Origin of the sequence: Singulisphaera acidiphila DSM 18658 (assembly GCF_000242455.2) — a bacterium.
In the GTDB taxonomy this organism is placed as follows: Bacteria; Planctomycetota; Planctomycetia; order Isosphaerales; family Isosphaeraceae; genus Singulisphaera; species Singulisphaera acidiphila.
Genome location: NC_019892.1, coordinates 1400492 through 1424089 on the forward strand (window position 1 = coordinate 1400492; position 23598 = coordinate 1424089).

The following is a 23598-nucleotide window of genomic DNA, read 5'->3' on the forward strand; positions in this document are numbered from 1 at the left end:
GTAGGGTGGCCGGCGGTCTGGAATGGGCAAAGTGTACTCTGGAAAGGAGTCGGTTCGCGCGATGGCGGAACTCTTCGATCGGTCCCGTTTGATTGAATTGTTGCGGCGGGATGCCTTGAGAACGGGGACTTTCACGCTGGCGAGCGGGCGGTCCTCGCATTATTACGTGGATGGTCGCAAGGTGACCCTCTCCGCCGAGGGGGCGGCCCTGATCGGGCTCGGGGTCCTCACCCAGCTGGCGGATCTCCCCGCCGTTTCGGCCGTGGGCGGGCTGACCATGGGCGCCGATCCGATCGTCGGCGCGACCCTGGCGGTTGCCGGCGCTCGTGGCCTGGCGAACTTGCGGGGATTCCTTGTACGCAAGGAGGCCAAAGGGCACGGCACGGGTAAGCTTGTCGAAGGTCCGCTCGAACCCGGTAGCGCAGTGGTGATCGTCGATGACGTTGCCACCACCGGTGGTTCGTCGCTTCAGGCGGTCGCGGCCATTGAGGCGATAGGCTGCACCGTCGCTCGCGTCATCGTCGTTCTCGACCGGCTCGAAGGGGCCGCCGAGGCGTTCGCCGCCAAGGGGCTCGACTTTCACGCCTTGGTGACGATTCGCGACCTGGGAGTCGAGCCGCTGAAGCCGTAGGAAAAACAAACAGCAACGGGGAATTTCGGCCCGTGAGCGTAGGAGGCGCTTTCGATTGTGGAGACGAGCCTGCACAGGCAACTCAAGGAGCGGTATGGCCCCGAAATGGGAGGACGCTCCGAGGTTTCGATCCACGGCTTTCGGATCGATGCGGTCTCGCCTGAAGGCACCTTGATCGAGGTGCAGTCGGGGGCGCTCGGGCCCTTGAGGGCGAAGCTCCTCCGACTCCTCCCCGAGTATCGGGTGCGGGTGGTCAAGCCGGTCGTTCTCACGCGCCGGATTGCCAAACGTTCGCGAAAGGACGGTGTCGAGACGTCACCGCGGCTCAGTCCCAAGCGCGGGACCTTGGTCGACGTCTTCGACGACCTCATCGGGCTGGCCCGGGTCTTCCCCCACCCGAACCTGACCGTGGACGTGCTGGCCGTCGAGATCGACGAGGTGCGGATTCCACGGCGGCGATGGCCGGGGTATGCCGTCGTCGATCGTCGGCTCCGGGAGATTGCGGCGACAGTGACGCTCCGTCAGGCGAGCGATCTCTGGACCTTGCTGCCGGAAGCCCAGGCGGGCTCATTCACAACCCTGGACCTGGCGGAGCGGCTCGAACGGCCGGTTGCCTTCGCGCAGCGGGTCGCCTACTGCCTGCGGCTCGCGGGGGCCGTTGAGACACTTGGCAAGGTGGGCAACCGGTTGATTTACGTCCCCTCTGATGGTGGTACGAAAGAATTTGCCCTGGAGAAGGTCGATGAGTGTTCTCGAGTCGTTTCGTCTTGATGGCAAACGCGCCTGCGTGACAGGGGGGAGCCGTGGCCTCGGGTTCGCCATGGCTCGTGGATTAGCCGAGGCGGGGGCCGACCTCATCCTGGTCGGTCGCGATCTCTCGTCGCTCACTGAGGCGCGAGACAAGCTGGTCGCGACCGGTCGTCAGGTCGAGATCCTCTCGGTTGACGTCGGATCCCCCGAGCCGAGTGAAGCCGGTGCGCAGCAGGTGCTCGACAGATGGGGGCCGGTTGATATCCTGATTAACAACGTCGGCGGGCGACGGATCGATGTCCCGACCGAGTCATTCGCGACCGCCGATTGGCAGCGGATCATCGACCTGAATCTCACCAGTGCCTTCATTTGGTCGAAGCTGGTCGGGGGAGCGATGCTGCCGCGCGGTTGGGGCCGAGTGATCAATGTCGCCTCGATCGCGGGTCTGGTTGCCACCCGAGGAATCGCCGGGCGAAGCTACGAGACGGCCAAGGCCGCCCTGCTCTCTTTCACCCGCGCTCTGGCCGCCGACTGGGCCACTCGCGGTGTTACGGTCAACGCGATCGCGCCGGGGGCCTTCCTGACCGAGCCGAATCAGAATTGGTTTCAGGAGCGTCCCGAACTTCGCGATACCTTCGAACAGATGATTCCTATGGGACGGTTCGGCGAACCGGACGAACTGGCCCCCTTGGCCGTCTATCTCGCCAGCGACGCCTCGCGTTATATGACGGGGGCCACCCTCGTGATCGACGGTGGATACACCCTCTGGTGACGTCTGCCACAGGGAGGGGCATTGGGAGGCGGACTCAGAACGAGTTCTAACCGACCGGCCCCTCTCCCTTGGGGGCAAGGGTAAGCGATCGATCCTCGTCCTTCTGCGATCCATCGTCATTGTTCGGCGGTGACATCAGCCCCGATTGTAAGGGCCACGGACCGTCGGCCGCGTCGTGGCGCGACGTTTGGTGACCAGGATCCGCTTTCGCTCCAACCAGCGGCGAATGGGCTGCTGGAGCCGGAAGGCCAAGACTGTGACGATGCTGAGGCCGATCGGAGCGGCAAGGTTGGCGTACACGACTCGCTCGTCAGGCTCTGCCGCCACGAGGCCGTCGCTCGAGAGAACAGGCTGCTCGACGGCAACAGGCTCGCTCGGAGCGGCTTCCAGCTCGATTGGGGTCTGAGACGTTGAGGTGAGTCCGAACCCATGGAGGAGTAGGGTGCCGATCCCCCCCAGCCAGTTCGATGGCGATGCGATTTCGCGTTCCGCCCGATTCGCGATGACGGGACGCCGATTCGCAACTGAGGGGTCGTTGGCGGAATCCAAGGGATCGTCTGAATTCAGGGCGCCTTTGCCGGGATCAAGCAGACTCTCGCCGAAGAGGTTGGCCGATGCCGGGCTCAGGCTGTGGTCGTAACGGATGCCTTGAAGAACGCCCGGAGTGTTCGCGGCGAGTGCCGTCGTTCCGGCCAGCGTCCCTGGACCAACCGCCGAGACATGCTCAGCTCCAGCCGTGGGAGAGCCAACCAGGCCGCTCCCGAGCGTGAGAACGAGCCCGTTGGCGGCTGAGGAGGACGAAATCGTGAACGTCGACGTCGACCTGGGCAAAACCGTTGGCGGGTTCGTGGGAGCCAGAGGACTCGGATGGGCGAGATCCGGAGCCGGGGCCGGCCCTGGAGCGGGAGCCACGTCGGGAACCTTGCCCTGATTCGTCGGGGGGAGCGGTATTGGGGTAATCAGGGTGAGATTCAGCGCGGGGCCTTGGCCGACGCCGTTATCAAAAATCGCGTCCGGAGAGACCGGTTTTCCGAACAGGGAAAGCCGAAAGGTAAGGCGATCCGATCCCGTCGCCTTGCATTGCAGGAAGTAGATCCCGGCGTTCAGGTAGAGAGTCTTCGAGTTCAGGCTGGCCCCAATGCCCGACTGAATCGCAGTCGTCGTCCCGTCGCTTCCGCTCAACTGGAGCAAGAACGATTCGCTTGAAGCGGTGCTCTCAATGGTGTAATAGCCGTCAGCCGGCACGACAAAACGGTAACTGGCGGATGATCCGGCTGCGAGGGTGCCCGCCCTTGTGGCCGGTGTGCTGGCGTCATTCATGATCGTTCCCAGGTCGTTCGCGGCCTGGGGTGAATAATCACTCGCGACTGTCCAGCTCGTCAGAACTCCGTTTGGGAGCGATGTCTGCGCCTTTCCGTTGGCAACGGGAGTCCAGCCGGCGAGATCGGTCACACCGTTTAGTGCGGGAACGCGAAGTGTGTACTGCCCCTTGGGCAAGGGTTTGCTAAACAGGAACGAGTATTGGCTGTTACTTTCCTTGAACGAGGTCGGAGTCAGCGACCAGACTTGTCCGTTCCCGTCGACCAATTGCAGTCCGTTGAACCCTGAGTTGCCTCCCAACCCGATCGAGTCCTTGAAGCTATCAAGGTCCATCGGCCCGGAGAAGACCAAGACGATCCCTGTCGGTCGGGGATCCAACGGGTCGGAATAGATGAGCTGGCTATCGAGCAAATACGTGGGAGTGTCGGCGATACTGGCCACGACGTGGAGCCGGTAGTTCCCGTCGACCGAGTTGGGGCTGCCGGGAGAGATGGGCACGTGCGGCGAGTTCGAGACGCCGAGGTAATATGTCCCAGGCTGAAGTCCTGCGAAGAGGTACGGGTCGTAAGGGGCGTCGGAGCGGCCGAGATCGTCGGTCTTGAGGATGCGTCCCTCGGCATCGAACAGGGTCAGAACCGAGTTGAGAGTTCCGCCATCCCGCTGCGCCGTGACCTCGGCCCCGAGCCGCCAGAAGTGCCCGGGCGTCAACGTGAACTTGTAAAACTGGGAACTGCTGAAGTTGACCCCAAGGTTGAGTGAACCCGACGTTACGATCGGCACGGGGCCAATCGGACCCAGGTCGGTTGCGCTGGCCAGCGTGGGTGGCGATTCGGTCCCAGATCCCGAGATGATCGTGAACGTGCTCACAACCTGGTCTTGGCCGCTATTGATCAAGGGCGCACCGGGCTTGCCGTCGACGGGGAGCCCGGAGAGCTGCGACGTGCTGCCGAGGAGGACGATTTGATACCGCCCAGGGGCCAAGACGCCATTGATCGCCAAGGGCAGGACCGAGCTCTGGCCCGGCAAGTCCATCGACGGGAGGAGCAAGTCGGTGAGGTTCTCGAGCACCGCGCCATTCGCGTCGACTCGCTGCAAGCCAATGTCGAGACCAACCAGATAAGTCGGAAAGGGCTGGTTGAACACGACGTTCAAGTCGGTCGGCGGCTTGGTGAGAACCGAAAGAGACGCGGGAGTGGTCTGGACCACGCTGAGCGTGCTGAGGTCTCCCGGAGTGGCGGATTGGTCCAGGTCGAGTCCACCCGGGATCGACGACAGCGCAGCCGGCCCGATCGGCAGACTGGTCGTCAGTGCCGGCCCCGCCGAAACCGCGAACAGCCGGCGCGATTCGAGCGCTTCGAACCGGGGTGTGTATCGGCTGGTGGCGGTACGGGTGGTTCGGAAACTGAGAGTCATGGTCGATCCGCACCTCTTTGGCGTCGTGGCCTTGGACTCCGGGCGTGGAGTCGTTACGGGTCGGCCGAGGCGAGGCTCACTGGCCAAAAGAGAAATTCCACCGATCGCATCGTGGCGACGTCAAACGAACACGCGATTCTAAGCGATGCCGGCTCGTGAATCGATCGGACTGTTCACGGAAGCGTATCCGCCGGGTGAACTTCAACGTTCCCCACGAAAGCCTATGTCAGGAATCGCGTAACGACGAGGCGAAGCGAAAAAGAGTGGGGCAGGCGTTGTTTTTCCTCAACAAAATTGGGGTTTGGCCAAAGAAAATTAAAGGTCGGTGACAGGTCGATGAATTGTGATTGTGTTTCGCGTCGACGGACCGAAGGGGGCTTGGTTTCGATGGCTGGTCCGTGAGCGACCTGTGCTCGAGTTTTGTTGATCGCGGTGAGCGGCGCTGGGAGAGGTCTCGGCGATTATCGAGCGACTTGTTCTTTGAATTCTTTCGAAACAAAAAAAGCGACGGCGTCTCCCGGAGTGGGAGACGCCGTCGCTTTGTCCCCGAGTCGAGCCGCCGCGAGGCGGCCCGAACTCGTGGATGTCAGCTCAGAACTGGGGGGAGGACTTGATCGGGGCCTGCGGCGCGGGGTAGATGGCCGGGGCCACCTTGGCCGGAGCCTGGGGGCAAGGCAGAACCTTGCTGGGAGCGGCACAAGGAGCCGGGGCGACCTTGGTGGGCGCCTGGGGGCAAGGCAGAACCTTGCTGGGGGCGGCACAAGGAGCCGGGATCACCTTAGTGGGCGCCTGGGGGCAAGGCAGAACCTTGCTGGGGGCGGCACAAGGAGCCGGGGCGACCTTGGTGGGCGCCTGGGGGCAAGGCAGAACTTTGCTCGGTCCCTGCGGGGAGGCATACGAACCGCTATGATGGCCAAGGCCGGTGGCGGTCAGAGCAAGAACCAAAAGTGCGCTGGTCATCGCGATGTCCTCTATGGAAAGAAAGAGCGTGTCGGTCGACGTCTCGATCGAGTCAGTGAGCAGACAATCCCCTGATGGTCAGGCTCGGCCGAAGTCGTCCAACGGTCGAAGGCCATCACCACCGATCCTGTCGGGGGCTTACCTCTTTGTTACCGGCAATCGGTTTAACCCGATTCCCGATAAAAACCGCGTCCCCAACCCGCAACGGGGACTCAACACACGTTGGCCTTAGGAACGGCGGAGGACGCTTGGAACCAGTCATCTTGGCTGGCTCATCGCATCACCCCAGGGGTGGCCAGCGTTGGTTATCGGCAAGGGCACACCGCGTGATGAGTCAACTTGGCAAGATCGAGAAGATAACGCTTTGGCGAACTTTAGGGTCTCTGACGAGTTTCAAGACTCTAGGCGAAGACTCTTCCGGATATTGGTCTACCCGGGGGCGCACGGATGCCGACTCATTGGAGGTAAGCTAGCGAGCAGGACGTTGAAGTCGTCTGCGACGCCCGCGTCGGCCTTGGCCGCCGGTGTTGGGGAGCTAGAGTCGCGACAGAGATGCGGTGGGGCGTCTTTTCTATATTGGTTTTCGGGAGGCAGCATGCGTATCGGCAACAGGCTCGGCGGATCGGTCTTATGGTCGATCGTCGTCATGATCTCAGCGCCCTGGGCCTTGGGAGCGGTCGCGACGGAGCGTGTCGCGCAGGTCCCCCTCGGCGGTAGCCTCTCAGGTCAGTCTGGCGACCGTCAATTCGGTGTGTATGTTCCTACGAGTTTTGGTGGTCAGCTCACCCTCGCGACGAACTCAGGGACGATTGGCAAGATCACCGGCCCTGACGGCAAAGAGCGGCGGAACGGGCAGGAAGTGGGGATGAACCAGCAAGGTTGGTATTCCTTCGAGGTGACCGGGGCGGAGAAGCCCTACCGCGTGGAGACTTCCTTCGTTCAGGTCGGTCAGAGCGACCGCAAGGTCTGGAACTTCTATTACTGGCCCACCAAGTCGGACGCGATTCACGAGCCCTGGGCCGGTGGCAATGGCCGGGTCGACACGATGCGGGCCTATGGCGACGACGAGATGGTCGCCACCCCGGGCGGGTACATTGCCCCTGGACAGGACATTGTCCGCGCGGGCCCCAACGGAATCCTCGAAACACCTGTGGCTGCGGGGGACGACTCGACCTGGTTCCCCAACCAGTACGATGACCTCACCTTCCGCGGGGCCGATGGCACGATCTACGCCACCCCTGCCCCGATGCTCAAGTACGACCAGCTCTTCAACTCCTCGGCGCGAAGCTGGGAAGCGGCGAATAGCCAGAACCATGACATTCAGCGCTGGCCCGGCCACTGCCTCGGCGGTGCCGTCGCGTCGATCCTCCTGAGCGAGCCGAACCCCGCTCCCGGATCGGGTCTGACCAAGGACGAACTCAAGGCACTCTGGGCCGAGTTGGGCGAAAACCATCTCAACCATCAGATTGGTGAATACGCCAACGAGATGCCGGCTGGCCCCCCCCGCCCTGGTTATGACCCGTGCGACAGCTCGACCGCCAAGTTCCACAACATGATCGAGACGCACATCCGCGGTAACCGGAAGGCGTTGCTGGCCAACCTCCGCGCCTTTCCTCCGCGCGGCACGGTCAACGAAGTCTGGAATCACGGCGTTGGCAAATACACCGCAACCTATCACGCGATTCCCGGTAAGGGCCCCCGCGCGGTGCGGCTCGAGGTGGCTCTCGAAGGAAACTCGGGGTCAAGCCTCAATGGGCAGGATGACAAACCTCGTGTTTGCAATTACGAATACACCTTGGTCTACGGGCTCGACGGCCGAGTCGATCTCAACAACATCGCGGGCAACGACTGGATCTCGGTGGGTGGTGAAGCGCAGTACGCTCCGCTGAACATCCTCCAGGTGACGCTCACGCGGTGGGCCGGCCATAACCCGTACGTGACCGAAGCCAACGTCAGGTCGCTCGACCTGTCCAACGGCGGCGGTGTCGGCCGGACCTTCGCGGGAGCTCCCCCGCAGTTCCGCCCGGTCGGCAATTATGAAGCGGGACGTCCCGCGATCGCGTCGAACCGCGCGGGAGACATCAATTCCGCGAACGGCGACACGAGTAGCCTTCAGCCCCGACGGGGACTCTTCCGGATGTTTGGTCGGTGAGAACGGCCCTGCCCTCCTCCGTTCTTCTTTGATGTCGCCAGCCCGTCCTCGAGTTGCCCCCCACCGGGCGATCTGAGGGCGGGCCTTCGGTTTTCTGGTGAGGTAAAGTCTGCGGGCGGACCGCCATCTTTCCGATTTCGTTATTTCCGGCAAGGTCGTTCAAGTTTGGCGCGGCGGCGGGACGATACCATGAGCACGCGGAGAAGTCCGCCGAGCTTCGCTAGTCAAGGCGATCCTTACGACGGTCCGAATCCCGCAAACCAGAGCCGCTTCCCTAGCTGACGTGGGGGACCCTACGATGTCCCGAGACAATGATCTTCAAACCTGGCCGGGCTCTCGATCGACGCGACAACCGTCGCGTTTGATGGTCCCGGTCTTGATTCAAGTGCCTGCGATTCCGTCTTTGACGAGATCATCCAAGCGCGTCTCGTTCCGCAACTTCCGACGCCCGGTCGCTCGACGCCGCCGGCTCCGCCGTGAGGTTCGGATGGCGGGCTACACACTATTAATGGCCAGCCCGTTGCTGCTGGCCTCGTTGCTACTTTGGGGAGGTCGGCCCACCGTTTCGATGGCCTCGGCCCGGCCCCCGGTTGTTGAAGCTCGCGACTGCGACGCGAAGGATCTCGCCGCGTCGTCGCGACCGCCCGCAATCTCGATTTCGATCGAGCCGTATGCTCTGACGCCTTACGAGGAGGTTGAGTCTCCGGTCGTCTTACCGGGCTACCTCTTGCCTGATGACGGTTGCGAGGACACGCACCATGCGGGAAGTTGATCAGGCTTTGGCTCGCGCCTATGCCCAGCGGGGGGCCACCGACCATTCCGTCGTTCCCCCCGCTCCTCATCTTCCGGCTCGCCCCGTCGAGCCGCCCCTGGCCCCGGGACAATCGGCCGAATACGCCGAGACCGAGGACAGTCAGGCCTCCCATCCCGATCTCGTGACGCTCCAGTGGCCTGCCACGATCCGGACCCTGGAGCGGGAGTTCGGCGACCGATTCAACCGGCTTGCTGATGCTTTGATCGAGGCCCGCGACCGCCAGCATTTGAAGGTGCTTCTCTTCACGAGCTGCCACCGGGCCGAGGGGCGGACGACTCTGATTCTGACTTTGGCACGTGCCCTGGCCCGACGGTCTGGTAAAACCTTGCTGGTTGACGCCGACCTGACCGGCCCCATGCTTGCCCGCCAACTCGGCCTGCGCCCCAAGGTCGGGCTCGATGATGTGGTCGAGGATGGCCTCGCTCTCTCTGATGCCCTGGTCGAGGCCCGCGACGACCATCTCACTATCCTGCCGCTCCGCGCACCGGTCGGTCATCCGCGTGAGTTTCTCGCGAGCCCGGCCTGGTCGTGTGTTCTGGCGCGGTTGCGCCGCGAATATGATCTGGTCCTTCTCGACGGCAGTCCCCTCTTCGCCGGTTTGAGTGCGACGGTCCTGCACCACTCCGTCGACGCGGCTGTCTTGGTTCATAGCCGGGCCCTGACGGGTGAGCGTGCCTTGCAGCGTGCCCGCCAGGCCTTGGACACAGGCGGTGTCCCGCTTCTGGGGATCGCCGAGACATTCGTCTGACTTACGTTCTTCTCCCTTTGCACTTCTTCGCTCAGGCGGCCGTTGTCGTCCCAGGGCCGGCGACCCCTGCGATGACTCTCTTCGTAATCGCGGAGGCCTTTTCGTTGTACGAGGCGCATTTCGGCCTGAGCGGTCGCCCTTTCGGCGAGACGGTGAGTACGTCGGCCTTCGTCTCGTTGCCGAGCCGGGATACGGTCTTACGTCGGATCCGCTACGGACTCGAGCATGGCCAAGGTCCGGCGCTGATCTTCGGGGCGGCGGGTACCGGGAAGACCATGCTGGCCCGAACCCTGGCCCGCGACCTCGGGGGCACGTCGGCGCACGTCGTCTTTCCCGCGATGCCGGGCGGAGAATTGCTCGCGCTCCTCGCCGAGGAACTTGGTGCCGGCTCCGCCGAAGACAACACGGTGGCCGGGCCGCTCAAGCGGATCCGCCTCTGGCTGGCGTCGGCGTCGGCAAGGGGTGAACGCCCCTTACTGATCGTGGACGAAGCGCACTTGATCGACGACCCGACGACGTTCGAGAGTCTTCGGCTCCTGCTTAACTTCGCGACCAACGGCCCCCCCGACCTTTCCCTCTTACTCGTCGGCGGCCCGGAAATCCTCCTTCGAATACCCCCGGGTCTGGCGGACCGACTCACTGCGCGTTGCTTGCTGGGCCCGTTGACGGCCAAGGAGTCGGCTGCCTACCTCCTCGGCCGACTCTCCGCCGTCGGGGCCTCGAGCCCCCTCTTCTCTCCCGAGGCGCTGGACTCGCTCCATCACGCCGCGGACGGTATGCCCCGTCGACTCAACCGCCTGGCCGATCTTGCACTCTTGATCGCCTATGCCGAGGGACAGCCCGGTCCCGACTCGCGCGCGGTCTCGATCGCGGCCCGCGAACTCGACTTCGAAGGCCTGGCCGCCTGAAAAAATGAGGCGATGGGATCGTATCCGCGATTCCAAGAAGACGAGCGATCCACTCCCGCGCGCCTGGAAGAAATCCTGACAGGCGGACCGCCAGGGGACGATACGCCTTGACCGCGAGTCTTTCTTCCATCAACACTGAGTCCCTTCCTCGTATTAAATCGGGCAGTCGGCGTGGACGCGCGGTGAGGTCACTCATCATCGCCGTCTTTGGGCGAGGAATTTGCATTATTTCAAGGCATTCGCGGCATCGATCCGGCTCCATGACGGCCATGGCTCGTCCGGACATCCCCCCCGATGCGTTACCAAGGACGAGCAATCGTGAACGGACATCGAGTTGCAACCTGGTTGAGTGCCTTCACTCTGACGCTGGCGACTGTCGGGCCTGTGCCTTCGGTTTTGGCCCAGGGCGATCCCAACGCTCCCCAGGATGTCGCGGGGATGCAGGTCCTCACGCGCGGACCGGTCCATGAAGCGTTTGCCGAGCCCGTGGTCTTCGATCCGCAGGCGGGGCCGCTCATCCCCAAGGAACCGCCCCCGCAAGTGGAAGAGCTTCCTCCTGACCAGCAGCCCGAAGGGACCAACGTCCAATGGATTCCAGGTTACTGGAGCTGGGATGACGAACGCAGAGATTACCTCTGGGTCAGCGGAATCTGGCGCGATGTTCCGCCGGGCCGGCAGTGGGTGCCGGGCTATTGGAATCAGGCCCAGGGAGGCTTTCAGTGGATCGCGGGCGCCTGGGTCTCCAGCGAACAGACGCAGGTCGAGTACCTGGCGGCACCGCCCCAGAGTCTCGAGGTAGGCCCGAACGGCCCTGCCCCCTCCGCCGACGCCACCTGGGCCCCGGGGTGTTGGTACTGGCAGGAGACCCGCTACGTCTGGCGGCCAGGGTACTGGGTCCCGTTCCAGCCGCACTGGCTCTGGGTGCCCGCGCACTTCGTGTGGACCCCCAACGGCTACCTGTACGTCAACGGCTACTGGGACCATCCGCTGGACACGCGAGGCCTCGCCTTTGCCCCGGTCTACTTCCAGCAGCCGATTTACAGCCAACCGAATTTCGTCTACACGCCAACCGTCGGGTTGCTCGCGACCGCGCTGGCGTCGAGTCTCTTCGTCCGGCCGGCGTATCAGCAATATTGCTTTGGCGACTACTACGCCGTGACCAACTTCAACTCGGGCATCTACCCGTGGTATTCGTACCACCAGAGCCGTTACGGGTACGACCCCCTCTTCTCACACTACGCCGCCGTTCACACACGCCGGGATCCACGCTGGGTCAACGGGCTGCACGAGGAGTATCGCTACCGCCGCGACCATCCCGAAGCCCGTCCTGCGCGGACCTTTGTTCAGCAGCAGACAATCATTAATAATGTGACGAATGTTAACGTCACGAATGTGAATGTCAAGAATGTCACCAGGGTGCAAAATCTGGTGATCGGGCGGCCGATTCACCAGATGGCGACCCTTGAAGGTGGGCCCGCCACCAAGCAAGGCGCAGCGGTTCGCCAGAATCTCCGCTTTGAGCGGATCGATGATGCGCGTCGCAAGGTGATCGCCCAACAGGCCAGCCAGTTGAACCAGTTCCGCCAGCAACGGGTCCGCCAGGAACAGGAATTGGCCCGCCGCCCGCAGGTGGGGCCGCTGGCCAAGGAGCAGGGCAAGCGGGCGAATAATTTTCCGGATCAGCCGAGACGCGTTGATTTCCCGCGATCGCCGGTTGCTTCCATGCCTTTGAGAGACAGGGCCCAGCCGGTCCGCGAGGTGCGTGAGGCAACGAAGGCAGCCCGGCAGGAAAATGCCGCCAACGCGGTGCGCGAGGCGATGCAGGCACGTGAGGCCAATGCGGCGACGAAAGCGGCCCGGCAGGAAAATGCGGCCAACGCCGCTCGTGAAGCCATCCAGGCACGTGAGGCGAATGCGGCGGCCAAGGCGGCTCGGCAGCAGAGTGCCGCCAACGCGGCTCGTGAAGCCGTCCAGGCCCGCGAGGCCAATCAGGCTCGTGAGGCGATGCAGGCTCGTGAGGCGAATGTCGCGGCCAAAGCGGCTCGGCAGCAGAATACCGCCAACGCGGCTCGTGAAGCCATCCAGGCACGTGAGGCGAACGCGGCGGCCAAGGCGGCCCGACAGCAGAATGCCGTCAACGCGGCCCGTGAGGCCAATCAGGCTCGTGAAGCGAATGCGCGGGCCCAACTTCAGCAGGCGCGCCAAGCCCGAGCCGCAACGCCGCCTCCGGTGCCCACGCAGCCCAATCCGGACCTGAATCGTCGGCCTGGAAATCCCAATCAGTTTCGCCAGCAGCGACACGAGCCCGATCCGAACCAACTGCCTCCTCAGTTTCGCAGAGCGCCGCAGAACAACGGCCGTCCCAACGAGGCAACCCCCAAGGGCCAAAACAAACGACAGCGTGATTGAACCGGACCGGACCGAAGGGCGCAGGAGTTTGAGCTAACCTTCTCCTAGGGTCGACGGCGCGAATCTCCTTGCCTCTCGTTCGCCGTTGCCTACCATGATGAGTCGCGATCGGTCGGTTCCGCAACGCTGTCGGAACCGGCCGATCCTCTCTCCCGGATGAATCACCCCATGGAATTGAAGGCGGCCCCCGAGATGACACCCGACATATCCGAGCCGGCCCTCCACGACGGTGAGCAGACCAGCGCAATCGCCGAACAACGACTCGCGACGCGGTATGACGAAATTCGCCGTCGCACCACTTCCCTCTGTGCACCGCTCGAAATCGAAGATTATGTTGTCCAGTCGATGCCTGACGCCAGCCCGGCGAAATGGCACCTGGCCCACACGAGCTGGTTCTTCGAAACGTTTGTGCTCAAAGCGGCATTCGCCGACGAGGCTGTTTCGAAAGATTACGCTTATTTGTTTAATTCTTACTATAATGCCGTTGGTGAACGAACGCCCCGCGCTGAACGCGGGCTGATTTCCCGGCCGACCGTTGCGGAGGTCTACCGCTATCGTGAGGCCGTTGATGAGCGGATGAGAGCCTTGCTGGAAAGCGCAGAGGAGCCGCTGCTCCGTCGCCTTGGGGCGACGATCGAGCTGGGGTTGAACCATGAGCAGCAGCATCAGGAACTGATCCTGACGGATTTGAAATTCATGTTCGGGCGGAATCCGCTTCGGCCTGCATATCGCGAGCCGCGCCTGAGCGGAGGAACCGAGGTTCCCCCCGTGCGATGGCTCCGGTTTGCGGAGGGGTTGAGGCAGGTCGGACATGACGGGAATGGATTTGCGTTCGACAACGAGCTGCCGCGTCACTCGGTCTTCGTCCAGTCGTTTCAACTGGCCGACCGGCTGGTGACGAACGAGGAGTTTCGCGCCTTCGTCGACGACGGCGGGTACGATAAGCCTCGCTTCTGGCTCTCGGACGGATGGAACGCCCGGAACAGTCACGGCTGGACGGCTCCGCTCTACTGGGAACAGACCGAGGGCCGGCAGTGGCGGATCATGACCTTGGCTGGCCTCCGCGACCTCGAACCGAACGAGCCGGTCTGCCACGTGAGCTACTACGAGGCCGATGCCTACGCCCGCTGGGCGGACGCGCGGCTGCCGAGCGAAGCAGAGTGGGAAGTTGCGACCGAGGGGGTCGAGGTTCAGGGGAACTTCCTCGAGGACGAGTACTTTCATCCCCAACCGCTCGCAGTGGCCAGTGCTGAGGGGAGACTCAGCCAACTCTTCGGGGACGTCTGGGAGTGGACGCGGAGCCCGTACTGCCCCTATCCGGGATACCGTCCTGCCGCCGGCGCGCTGGGTGAATATAATGGTAAGTTTATGTGTAACCAGATGGTCTTGCGCGGCGGCTCCTGTGTGACGCCGCGCTCGCACATCAGGAGCACGTACCGCAACTTTTTCCCCCCCGAGGCACGCTGGCAGTTTTCGGGAATTCGCCTGGCCAACGACGCCTGAGGTGAGCGGAGAGCGGATCGCTTTCTTTCTTTTTGGTCCCCTCATCTGTGAAGGTCGAATGCCCAGACAGGGAGCGATCTGCTCCCTACTCGCCTTTTAAAGTGAGGGAAACGACTTACAAGCACGACACTGCCGATTCTGATCTGGTACGATGTCGCCTCGGGTCGAGGTCTGGGCGCTTGGAAAAGCGCAAGGGGCCCCTTGATGCTTTGAGGAGGAGGACACGGGGTAAGGAGATCGCCTCGGTCCCGCTTGGATGCACACCCAGGATCTGGAAAGTTCGGATGAGCACGCCACGTTGACGGGGCCGGTCCGCGCCTGGTTTGCCCACGCCTTTCCCGGTGGTCCCACCCCGGGGCAGGCCCTGGCCTGGCCGCCGATCGCCGCCGGGGAGCATCTCCTCTTGGTCTCCCCCACGGGAACCGGGAAGACGCTGGCCGCCTTTCTGGCGATTGTCGACAAGCTCTTTCGTGAACACGCTTCGGGATCACTTTCGGAGGGTCTGCGCTCGGTTTATGTGTCGCCGTTGCGGAGCCTCGGCTATGACATCGAGCGGAACCTGGCGGAACCGTTGCAAGCGATCCAGCGCTCGCTCGGCTTGGCGGAGAGCCCGATCAAAATCGGGGTTCGGACGGGCGATACGTCGGCCTACCAGCGTCGGAAGCTGCGCGACAAGCCGCCCCACCTGCTGATCACGACACCCGAGAGTCTTTCACTCATGCTGAGTCAGGAGGCCTGGCATGACCAATGGCGCGGGGTGCGCCACCTGATCGTCGACGAGGTCCACGCCCTGGCACCCACCAAGCGCGGGGCTGACCTGGCGGTCTCGCTCGAGCGGCTGGCGGCCAAGGCGGCAGCCGACCCCTGTCGGATTGGCCTTTCCGCCACCTGTCGCCCGGCCGAACCCGTGGCGCGATTCCTGGCCGGTCCCACGCGGGCTTGCCGGGTCATCGAAGCTCCCCTTCCCAACGACGCTCCGGCCATGGTTCTGGAGGTCGAATCGCTCCTGAAGCCCGATGAGGCCCCGCATCGTGGCCTGACCTATCGCCGGCTTTTACGCAGGCTCGAACGGGCCCTGGGCGGGAACCGGACGACGGTCGTTTTCGCGAATACTCGGGCGCTCACCGAGAAGATCACCCACGACCTGCGGCGAACGATCCAAGGGGGTTCCGAAGCGGTCGCCGCCCATCATTCGGCGCTTGATGCCGACCGCCGCCGGCAGGTCGAAGCGGCACTGAAGGCCGGCGAGCTGCGCGCGGTGGTCACGAGCACGAGCCTTGAGCTGGGCGTGGATATTGGCTCGGCCGACCTGACGGTCCAGGTCGGTCTGCCCGGGGGTGTTTCCCGCTGTCTTCAGCGGGTGGGCCGTTCGGGGCACCGGCTGGGAGTTGCCTCGCGGGGGCTCTTGCTGGCGGCGACTCCCGCCGAACTGGCTGGTGGAGTGGTGACGGCCGAGGAGGCGCGCCAGGGGCGTGTCGAGCCGCTTCGGCCGATCGCCGCGCCGCTCGACGTGCTCTGCCAGCAGTTGATCGGCATGGCCTGTGGTGAAGAGTGGTCGACCGACGCTGCGTTCGACCTGGTCCGCAAGGCCGGGCCGATGGCCGACCTCGCTCGGGCCGATTTCGACCTCTGCCTCGACTTCTTGGCCGGCGAACTCGCCGCACCTGCTGGAGCTGTGGAGTCAGAGTCCGGTCCTTCCCCGCGCTGGACCGCCCCTCGGCTCTGGAGGAGACGCGGGCTGTTCGGGCTGAGGAGCCGTCGAGTTGCCCGCTGGTTCCGGAGCAACGTCGGCACGATCCAGTCGGAGGAGTCGGTCCGCGTGCTCGACGGTGGAGTCGAGGTGGGCACTCTGGAAGGAGCCTATGCCGAGCGGCTCCAGGTCGGCGATAAGTTTTTGCTCGACGGCCGTTCCCTGGAGTTTCGCCGGCTCGAGGGCCTCATCGTCCACGCCAAGGCGGCGGATGGGGAATCCAGCTTGCCCCGTTGGTCGAGCGATCGGCAATCGCTTTCGGCCGAGTTGGCTCTCGCCCTGGTTGAGTTCCGTGAGCAGGCCGCTCGGATGCTCGCCGATGGCCCGTCGGCGCTTCGTGGCTGGCTGGGCGAAGTCCACGGTCTCGATCCTCGCGCGGCCGGCGTGCTGGTCGCCCTGTTTGAGGCTCAGGAACAACTGAGTGAGATTCCGCCTCCTGGGACGTTGCTCGTCGAGGAGTCGCCCCGCGACGACGGCCTGACCTACACCTTCCATGCCCCTCTGAACCGGTCGGCCTGCGAGGCGCTCGGTCGGGCCACTGCCGCTCGGCTCGGCCGCAGGTTCGGCCGTGACATCGCCATGGTCGTCGCCGACCTGGGCTGGTCGATCCGACTCCCTGAGGAGGCACAACTCCAGGCGACGGAGATTGCGGCCCTCCTGACGTCCGTCGGCTTTGCCGACGACGTGATGGAGGGGCTCGACCGTGGTGAACTTCCCGCCCGACGGTTTCGACACATTGCCGCGACGGCCCTGATGGTCTTACGGAATCCCGAAGGAGGACGACGGCGCGTGGGGGGCCTGCTCTGGGTGAGCCACCGCCTCTATCCGATGGTCAAGGCGCTCTGCCCCGATCACCCCCTGCTCCGTGAGACGCGTCGGGAGATCCTTGAGGATCTGCTCGACGTGCCTCGAGCCCTCGCCTGGCTGGCGACGCAGCCCGAGGTCCGGTTCCGATCGCTGCCTGGGTTGTCCCCGTTTGCGGCCGCCTGGGTCGATCCGAGTGAGCCGGAACCCCTGCATTTCGAATCACCCGCCGAGGCGCTCCGGCGGCTCCATGCTCGGCTCAGCACCGAGATCGGAGGGCATCATTCGGGCTGACTCCGCGCCCCACTCGCCTGGCTTCCCGGGACCCGACGGCTGGCTCCTTGCGCCCGAAGGGGCGGCCATTCATCTCGCCGAGCGAACCGCGGTCATTGCCGACGTCCATCTCGGCTATGAATGGGCACGCGCCTCCCGGGGCGACTGCCTGCCTGCCCACTCACTCGCCGAGACGTTGGCGAAGCTCGCGATCCTTTTCGACCGCTGGCCCGTCAACCGGCTTATCGTCGCTGGCGACCTCGTCGAATCGCCGCTTCCTTGTCGCCGCACCGCGGAAGATCTTGGCGGCCTGACCCGCTGGCTGGACGCGCGCCAGGTGAGCCTGCTCCTCGTTCACGGCAACCACGACCCCCGTCCGGCGGCCGGCACGCTGCAAACTCAGGAGGTGGCCGGCTGGACGATCGGTCATGGCCATCGCCCGATCGATGCCCAGCGCTCGATCTCGGGGCACATTCACCCCGTCTTGCGCGTGGGGGCGGTCACGGCCCCCTGCTTTCTCGTTGGCCAGCGAACGATCATTCTGCCCGCCTTCTCGCCCAACGCGGCGGGATGGAACGTCATGGCGGGGTTCCCCGAATTGCCGAGGCCCGTTGAACCCCTGCGCTGTATTGCGGGCGCGGGGGGGGAACTCCTTGACTTCGGCCTGATATCGACGCTTCCTGTTCGCCTCAGAGCCCCAAGGGGAGGAGAAGTCTCAGCCTGATCGACATCGTGAGCGACGCCCTGGAACCGGTCCGTCGTGAATCTTCCTTGAGTTCGAGAGTTCCCCAAGGTCCAGCCTTACGGAAATTGCGGATTCTTTGGTCCTGGCCATCATTTCGCTTTGCCATTTCGGCCGATACACTCACGGTTGAGGAGTGCGCAAAACTCCAACAATTGGCTGCATTCGGGAGGAGAAATCCGTCTCATGCGTAAGCCTTATCCTTGCGGTGGCCTGGGCCGTCGCCAGTTCCTGGCGAGTGCCGCGGCCTTGCCCACCCTGATTGGCCTGAACGTTTCGGCGGCCGAACCCGAGGCGGTCAAGGATCCTGACGTCGTACTCGGGAAGCTCGGGCTGCCGGGCCCCTACCCCGGCCGGGTCATCGAAGCACGCAACCCCGCGATGATCAAGGAAGGGGTCAAGAACCGCGATGCGATCAAGGCGACTCTCGCCCGAGGGATGAAAGAACTGACCGGTGCCGATGACGACGTCGAGGCCTGGCGCTCGTTCTTCGAACCGGGCGATGTCGTCGGGATCAAAATGAACCCGGTCGGCAACCCCCTCGCCAATACCTCGAGCGAACTGATGCTCGAGGTCATCGAAGGCCTGAAAGCGGCCGGGGTCAAGACTCGAGATATGTTCGTCTTCGAGCGTTACAAGCAGGAGTTCATGGCCGCCGGAATGCACAAGGACGTCCCCGACGGCGTGCGCTGGGGGGGCCTGACTCCGGAAGACGACCCGAGCCAACTCCAACTGAGCTGGCCTGGAGATGACCCGATTGCTGGTTATGATCCAGATGAGTACATGACGATGCAGTTGGTCCATCGGGGCAGCGACCCGAAGGACGACCGCACGCTCCGGTCTCACCTGGGATTGCTCGTCACCAAGCGGGTCAACAAGCTTGTCCTGCTTCCCGTGCTCAAGGACCACGGCTCGGCGGGGGTGACCGGCGCTCTCAAGAACATGAGCCACGGCCTGGTCAACAACGTCGCTCGTTCGCATAGTACGCCCGACACCAACGCGTGCAACCAGTTCATCCCCCAGGTGGTCAGCCATCCGATCCTTCGCAAGAAGTGCGTCCTCCAGATCCTCGACGGCATCAAGGGCGTGTTTCAAAAGGGGCCGTTCGGGCGCGACGCTCAGTTTGTCTGGGAGTACAACGCACTCCTGCTTGCGACGGACCCGGTCGCCCTCGATCACGTCGAGTGGCGGATCATCGATGCCCGTCGGAAAGAGGAGAAGCTTCCTCCCGTCGCCGGGACCGGCAAAGCGGCCCTCGATCCGCTCGGTACCGAGGGCTTCGACATTCGCCAACCGCAGCATATTGCCCTGGCGGGCAACCTCGGGCTCGGCCGGTTCGACTTCAACTCCCCGCAAGGACGCCGTCGCTCGATCGACCACCGGATTATCGACGTGAGCTGACCGAGGATTCCTTCGAGTGAATGGAAAAGAACGGCGGCCTCCCTGGCCAAGGGAGGCCGCCGTTCTTCGTCAAGGTCGTGCGGGCTGGTCGCGCGACGCGGCTTTACTCATCGGTGGCCAGCCTGGGCGGTGTCGCGTCACTTCTTGAGTGCAAATTCAAGATTGGATGATCCGTCTGCCGGCACGTCGGTCTCCAGCTTGGATTTGGTGTTGAATTGAGACGGGACCGGATCAGGGGTGACCTTGGGAGTACCGCCAGGCTGGGTCCCCTCGCTGATCTTCACGATCGGGCGGCCGGAAATGCGGACGAGATATTTACCGGCCACTGGTCCTTGAGTTTTATCGATCGCGAACTTCCCTTGATGAATCTCCCCCGCCGCCGTTGGTCCTTTCGTGTCCGCGGCGGGGTCGAGCTGAATCGTTCCCTCTGACAGCGGGTTGCCGTCCAGGGTGACGGTCCCCGCGACCGCGACTCTGGTATAGGGGTCGGCGGGAGCCGACGAGTCGGTACCGCAGCCTCCGAGCGGGAGTGTGGCTAGCAGAAGCAGGGAGGCGGGGCGGAATCTGTTCAGGCGGATCAATTGCATGAGTAGGGCTCTAAAAGAAACCTCGAATCCAATCCCAAAGGTGTCAATGCCTCGGGCCGGCAGCAAAGGAGATTGGTGGTCGACCCGAGGTTCGCGATCAGAGCGCGTCGGAGCTGATCACCTCGCCGCCCTGGCTGGTGCCGATGGCCATCCAGGTGAGGATGTTGATCGAGTTCTTGACGAACCGGACGCTGCCGTCGCACATCGTGGCGTTCACCCCGCCGGAGTGGTAGCTTCGTGCTCCGAAGTAGACGACGTTATTCTGCGCCCCGGAAGGCATGTAGCCGCCGTTACACGGTGGGTTTTGGACGGCACATCCGCCGTTCCCCATGGCGTCGGGGAAGGTGCTATTCGGCGCGATGATGGTGTTGAAATTCGAGGAGGGCCCCCACCAGGTGAATCCCCGGAGGTCGCCGTCATTTTGCGGAGCGGCGATCCGGAGCTCCGAAGCCATCAGCGTGTTGCTCAGGCCGTCGGTCACCGACGCGATCGAGGCCGTGGGGAGCTTGACGAAACCGAGTGCATAGCCCGGGATGTCGATATAAGGTGAGCCGATGTCGGTGAACGGTGCGCCTTTGAATGTGACGAGGATCGCCGCGTTGGAGGGGCTCGGAATGCTATACGTCGTGGTCTGCGCCTGGTCGGTCTGGCCGTAGTTGACGACGTAGTTGTGATACCGCGCGGAGTCCGTACGGCGCATCCCACCGCTGGGATCGGTCGGGCAGACATAGGCATTGACCCGGCTGGAGGTTACCGTCGAGTTGGCCACGCCGTAGTAGCGAAATGGGCTGTCCGCATTGGGGTTGCTCGGATCGTTATTGCCAGCGGTGTTCCAGGCATTGAAGAGGGCCTGTTGCTCGATGAACGGCAGGATGAAGACGCCCCACGTTCCCCAGCAGCAACCTTTCTCGCCCGGCGGGAAGCTCCCGTTGGCGCTCTCGTAGTTCATGACCCCAAGGCCGATCTGCTTCAGGTTATTAATGCATTGGGCCCGGCGCGCCGCCTCGCGGGCCGCCTGAACGGCGGGCAACAGCAGGGCGATCAGGACGGCAATAATCGCGATCACCACCAAGAGCTCGATCAGCGTAAAACCACGTCTTCGCATCGAAGTCTCCTTTCCGGGCGTACTAACGGAATACATGAATATAGTTTTGTCCTGATTTCAGGACGGTGGGGGGCATTTAAACCGTGGTCCGAGGCCCAGTGAGCACCCACGCAACAGAATCGGATTGTTCTGGACGTGAAGCCTCGGTGTTTCCGTTTCTAAAGGAATACACTTACCCGAGACAAACGTCCTCAAGGGTGCATTTGCCCAGTTCAGCGAATAAGTCATCTAGCTCGAAGGCCGAGGCTTAAGGCAACAAGATGGCGAAACACACTTGTCAAATGCGTTACGCGTGGCAACCTGTTTTCCTGCTGGTGGAGCCGTTTCTTCGCCAAGCCGAGACTTGAACAGGGGGGGAAGTCGGTCGTACTAAAAATGAAGACCTGTAATTTTGTGTGCTCTGTGACTGCTACTTGGAATCGGGGAGAGGACGACTGGCCGGAAAAATTCACCTAATGAATTAGGGAATATAAAGCGTCTTCAGATATCTATTTAACCGGTTGCAGTGTCCTTGTCAAAATAATTGCCAGCACGTGATGGATAATTTTTGGGGGGCGTGAGTGATGTCGTGCTGACATGATAAGACGGATTTACAATGTGGCACGGCATTGCCGAGACGTCGGTGGATCATGGTTGAAAGCATCGTGCTTGGGTGATCGCCGTTGGCAAGGAGAGGGAGGGGGCATTCTTGACCGGGGCTGCGGAAACGGGAACTTGGGGCTTTGCTCCCGAACCCCCTTCCCTTCTCGGCACGCGACGAACCACGAGAGGTTCGGAACCGGTGTGGCGAATATGTAATGAGAGAACGTGGTGAAACGAAACAGCGGCGGCATCCCTGGGTGAGGGATACCGCCGCTGCTCGTCAATGCGGGCGGGAAGTCCGAACTTAACCGGAGTCAAGCTCAGGGGCAGGTCAGGCAGGCGGGGACGGCCACGGGGACATAGGTGCAGGTCTGTACGGGAATCTGCCGGGCCACCTGGCGGGCGACGCAACGGTTCACCGTGACGGGGACCTGTTCGGGGACGCAGATCGGGACCTGTCGCGCGGCCGTTTCGGCGACCATTCGGCAGGTGGTGACGGGGACCATCTCGGTCCGTTCTTCGGCGACCATCTGGCAGGTGGTGACGGGGATGTTCTCCACCTTCTCTTCGCAGACCATCTGGCAGGTGGTGACGGGGATGTTCTCGACCCGCTCCTCATTGACCATCGTGCAGGTGCGCACTTCGTAGGGCTCGGTCCGTTCTTCGGCGACCATCTGGCAGGTGGTGACGGGGACGTTCTCCACCCGCTCTTCGCAGACCATCTGGCAGGTGGTGACGGGGATGTTCTCCACCTTCTCTTCGCAGACCATCTGGCAGGTGGTGACGGGGATGTTCTCGACCCGCTCCTCGGCCACCATCGTGCAGGTCTGAACCGGGATCTGGCGGGTCACCGTCTCGGAGACATAGCTCGTCTCGGAGATGTCGCGCACCACCGGTCGAGAAACGAAGACCGACTGGCAGACGGTACGGGGGGGGCACTGGACGGCCACCGTGGCGACGGTCGCGTAGGCACGTCTCTTGTGGTGGAGGAAGCCGAACAGCCGGCCTGTCCTGGGGGCACACGGGTCAACCGGGGCGCAGACCGGCTGCTCGACGACCGGGCCGGGGACCTCGACCATCTGTCGCTCGAAGTAGCCGCACTCTTCCACGACCTGACGGACCGTGGTGACGGGCTTGCAGACCGTGTAGTTCTGCGAAACCATGCTTGTCTGCATCACCGGCCGCATCACGGTGTAACGTCGCTGGGTGTTGGTGGTCTGGTAGACCGGTCGGCTGACGGTGTAACGTCGCTGGGTGTTGGTGGTCTGGTAGACCGGTCGGCTGACGGTGTAGCGGCGCTGCACGGACGACGTCTGGTAGACGGGCCGCATCACCGTATACTTCCGCTCCAGACGCTGAGTCTGGTAGACCGGTCGGCTGACGGTGTAACGTCGCTGGGTGTTGGTGGTCTGGTAGACCGGTCGGCTGACGGTGTAGCGGCGCTGGGTGTTGGTGGTCTGGTAGACCGGGCGCATCACCGTGTACCGCCGAGCGACCTGGGTGGTCTCGGACACGGGCCGCATCACCGTGTAGTTCTCGGTCCGATACCCTTGACGGTAGCGGGTCTCCATCACTGTGGTCGGCTGGTTCTCATAAACCGTTTCAAAGACGGTTTGCATCACCGTCTGGTACTGCGGGACCAGGCTCACGACGTTGCACTGAGCCTGGACGACAGGAGCCGGTGCACAGCTTGTACAGGCCCCCCCGCCGTACGTGGCCAAGGCTGGGCTCGCAAGCCCCCACAGCGCCAAGGCCGCGCCCGCAATGGGACGCATCACTCTCATGGACTCCGACATGCGTTTCTCCTCGACGATGTAAGCGGGCTTCCCTGTTGTCTGCGCGAGTGGTGTCAAACGGCCCAAGACGGAGAGCCATGTCTCGTCCCTGAGATCGTCCTCCCCCGAGTCCTTTTGGATTGTCCCAAAGTCGCACTCGATCGGGCGGGGCGCGTTTCATCACTCTGAAACGCCCCTA

At 63.3% G+C, this 23598-nt stretch carries 17 protein-coding genes; 12 read left to right on the top strand and 5 right to left on the bottom strand.

Annotated features, from left to right (window positions below):
* Positions 1-61: 61 nt before the first annotated feature.
* From pyrE to SINAC_RS05445, 3 genes are read left to right on the top strand one after another with little or no spacing between them, the layout of a single operon-like run.
* Positions 62-631 carry an orotate phosphoribosyltransferase gene (gene pyrE / locus SINAC_RS05435; RefSeq protein ID WP_015244681.1) on the top strand — a complete coding sequence of 190 codons (570 nt, stop codon included), beginning with the start codon at positions 62-64 and terminating at the stop codon, positions 629-631.
* Between the two features lie 57 nt (positions 632-688).
* On the top strand, positions 689-1402 hold the full coding sequence (locus SINAC_RS05440; RefSeq protein WP_015244682.1) for a hypothetical protein: 714 nt from the start codon (positions 689-691) through the stop codon (positions 1400-1402).
* The gene (locus SINAC_RS05445; protein ID WP_015244683.1) at positions 1374-2153 is read left to right on the top strand and encodes an SDR family NAD(P)-dependent oxidoreductase; all 780 of its coding nucleotides are present in this window, start codon (positions 1374-1376) and stop codon (positions 2151-2153) included. The genes SINAC_RS05440 and SINAC_RS05445 overlap by 29 nt, the downstream gene beginning before the upstream one ends.
* Before the next feature lie 135 nt (positions 2154-2288).
* Here SINAC_RS05445 and SINAC_RS05450 read toward each other — a convergent pair whose 3' ends face one another.
* Positions 2289-4886: a PPC domain-containing protein gene (locus tag SINAC_RS05450; RefSeq protein ID WP_015244684.1), complete on the bottom strand. Its 2598-nt coding sequence runs from the start codon at positions 4884-4886 to the stop codon at positions 2289-2291.
* A 591-nt stretch (positions 4887-5477) separates the two neighbouring features.
* On the bottom strand, positions 5478-5846 hold the full coding sequence (locus tag SINAC_RS38630) for a hypothetical protein (RefSeq protein ID WP_015244685.1): 369 nt from the start codon (positions 5844-5846) through the stop codon (positions 5478-5480).
* Positions 5847-6441: 595 nt separating this feature from the next.
* Between SINAC_RS38630 and SINAC_RS05460 the strand changes: the two genes are divergently transcribed.
* The 9 genes from SINAC_RS05460 (at position 6442) to SINAC_RS05500 (ending at position 19350) form a co-directional block, all read left to right on the top strand.
* The gene (locus SINAC_RS05460) at positions 6442-7998 is read left to right on the top strand and encodes a hypothetical protein (protein WP_015244686.1); all 1557 of its coding nucleotides are present in this window, start codon (positions 6442-6444) and stop codon (positions 7996-7998) included.
* Positions 7999-8401: 403 nt separating this feature from the next.
* Positions 8402-8770, top strand: coding sequence for a hypothetical protein (locus SINAC_RS05465; RefSeq protein ID WP_154673637.1), 369 nt, complete (start codon positions 8402-8404; stop codon positions 8768-8770).
* Entirely contained in the window at positions 8757-9560 is an 804-nt protein-coding gene (locus SINAC_RS05470) for a CpsD/CapB family tyrosine-protein kinase (protein WP_015244688.1), read from the top strand. The genes SINAC_RS05465 and SINAC_RS05470 overlap by 14 nt, the downstream gene beginning before the upstream one ends.
* A 71-nt stretch (positions 9561-9631) precedes the next feature.
* Entirely contained in the window at positions 9632-10468 is an 837-nt protein-coding gene (locus tag SINAC_RS05475; RefSeq protein ID WP_015244689.1) for an ExeA family protein, read from the top strand.
* A gap of 318 nt (positions 10469-10786) precedes the next feature.
* A complete protein-coding gene (locus SINAC_RS05480; RefSeq protein ID WP_015244690.1) occupies positions 10787-12877 on the top strand; it encodes a YXWGXW repeat-containing protein in 2091 nt (696 codons plus the stop codon).
* A 168-nt stretch (positions 12878-13045) separates the two neighbouring features.
* Positions 13046-14380 carry an ergothioneine biosynthesis protein EgtB gene (gene egtB / locus SINAC_RS05485; RefSeq protein ID WP_015244691.1) on the top strand — a complete coding sequence of 445 codons (1335 nt, stop codon included), beginning with the start codon at positions 13046-13048 and terminating at the stop codon, positions 14378-14380.
* Positions 14381-14636: 256 nt separating this feature from the next.
* On the top strand, positions 14637-17228 hold the full coding sequence (locus SINAC_RS05490; protein ID WP_015244692.1) for a DEAD/DEAH box helicase: 2592 nt from the start codon (positions 14637-14639) through the stop codon (positions 17226-17228).
* Positions 17185-17931 (top strand): metallophosphoesterase, encoded by a 747-nt coding sequence (locus tag SINAC_RS05495; RefSeq protein WP_015244693.1) that lies wholly within the window; start codon positions 17185-17187, stop codon positions 17929-17931. Before SINAC_RS05490 ends, SINAC_RS05495 begins: the two co-directional genes overlap by 44 nt.
* 204 nt (positions 17932-18135) lie before the next feature.
* Entirely contained in the window at positions 18136-19350 is a 1215-nt protein-coding gene (locus SINAC_RS05500; protein ID WP_015244694.1) for a DUF362 domain-containing protein, read from the top strand.
* A 137-nt stretch (positions 19351-19487) separates the two neighbouring features.
* Here SINAC_RS05500 and SINAC_RS05505 read toward each other — a convergent pair whose 3' ends face one another.
* The 3 genes from SINAC_RS05505 to SINAC_RS05515 all read right to left on the bottom strand — a co-directional run bounded on the left by SINAC_RS05505 (position 19488) and on the right by SINAC_RS05515 (position 23420).
* Positions 19488-19937, bottom strand: coding sequence for a hypothetical protein (locus tag SINAC_RS05505; protein WP_015244695.1), 450 nt, complete (start codon positions 19935-19937; stop codon positions 19488-19490).
* A gap of 97 nt (positions 19938-20034) precedes the next feature.
* The gene (locus tag SINAC_RS05510; protein ID WP_015244696.1) at positions 20035-21042 is read right to left on the bottom strand and encodes a DUF1559 family PulG-like putative transporter; all 1008 of its coding nucleotides are present in this window, start codon (positions 21040-21042) and stop codon (positions 20035-20037) included.
* A gap of 902 nt (positions 21043-21944) precedes the next feature.
* Complete coding sequence (locus SINAC_RS05515) at positions 21945-23420, bottom strand: hypothetical protein (RefSeq protein ID WP_015244697.1); 1476 nt, start codon at positions 23418-23420, stop codon at positions 21945-21947.
* Positions 23421-23598 lie beyond the last annotated feature (178 nt).

Excerpts from the sequence above, each read along its gene's own strand:
- pyrE (WP_015244681.1), top strand. The coding sequence starts at position 62 with ATGGCGGAACTCTTCGATCGGTCCCGTTTGATTGAATTGTTGCGGCGG.
- SINAC_RS05445 (WP_015244683.1), top strand. The coding sequence starts at position 1,374 with ATGAGTGTTCTCGAGTCGTTTCGTCTTGATGGCAAACGCGCCTGCGTG.
- SINAC_RS05450 (WP_015244684.1), bottom strand. The coding sequence starts at position 4,886 with ATGACTCTCAGTTTCCGAACCACCCGTACCGCCACCAGCCGATACACA.
- SINAC_RS38630 (WP_015244685.1), bottom strand. The coding sequence starts at position 5,846 with ATGACCAGCGCACTTTTGGTTCTTGCTCTGACCGCCACCGGCCTTGGC.
- SINAC_RS05460 (WP_015244686.1), top strand. The coding sequence starts at position 6,442 with ATGCGTATCGGCAACAGGCTCGGCGGATCGGTCTTATGGTCGATCGTC.
- SINAC_RS05470 (WP_015244688.1), top strand. The coding sequence starts at position 8,757 with ATGCGGGAAGTTGATCAGGCTTTGGCTCGCGCCTATGCCCAGCGGGGG.
- SINAC_RS05475 (WP_015244689.1), top strand. The coding sequence starts at position 9,632 with ATGACTCTCTTCGTAATCGCGGAGGCCTTTTCGTTGTACGAGGCGCAT.
- egtB (WP_015244691.1), top strand. The coding sequence starts at position 13,046 with ATGGAATTGAAGGCGGCCCCCGAGATGACACCCGACATATCCGAGCCG.
- SINAC_RS05490 (WP_015244692.1), top strand. The coding sequence starts at position 14,637 with ATGCACACCCAGGATCTGGAAAGTTCGGATGAGCACGCCACGTTGACG.
- SINAC_RS05495 (WP_015244693.1), top strand. The coding sequence starts at position 17,185 with ATGCTCGGCTCAGCACCGAGATCGGAGGGCATCATTCGGGCTGACTCC.
- SINAC_RS05500 (WP_015244694.1), top strand. The coding sequence starts at position 18,136 with ATGCGTAAGCCTTATCCTTGCGGTGGCCTGGGCCGTCGCCAGTTCCTG.
- SINAC_RS05505 (WP_015244695.1), bottom strand. The coding sequence starts at position 19,937 with ATGCAATTGATCCGCCTGAACAGATTCCGCCCCGCCTCCCTGCTTCTG.
- SINAC_RS05510 (WP_015244696.1), bottom strand. The coding sequence starts at position 21,042 with ATGCGAAGACGTGGTTTTACGCTGATCGAGCTCTTGGTGGTGATCGCG.
- SINAC_RS05515 (WP_015244697.1), bottom strand. The coding sequence starts at position 23,420 with ATGTCGGAGTCCATGAGAGTGATGCGTCCCATTGCGGGCGCGGCCTTG.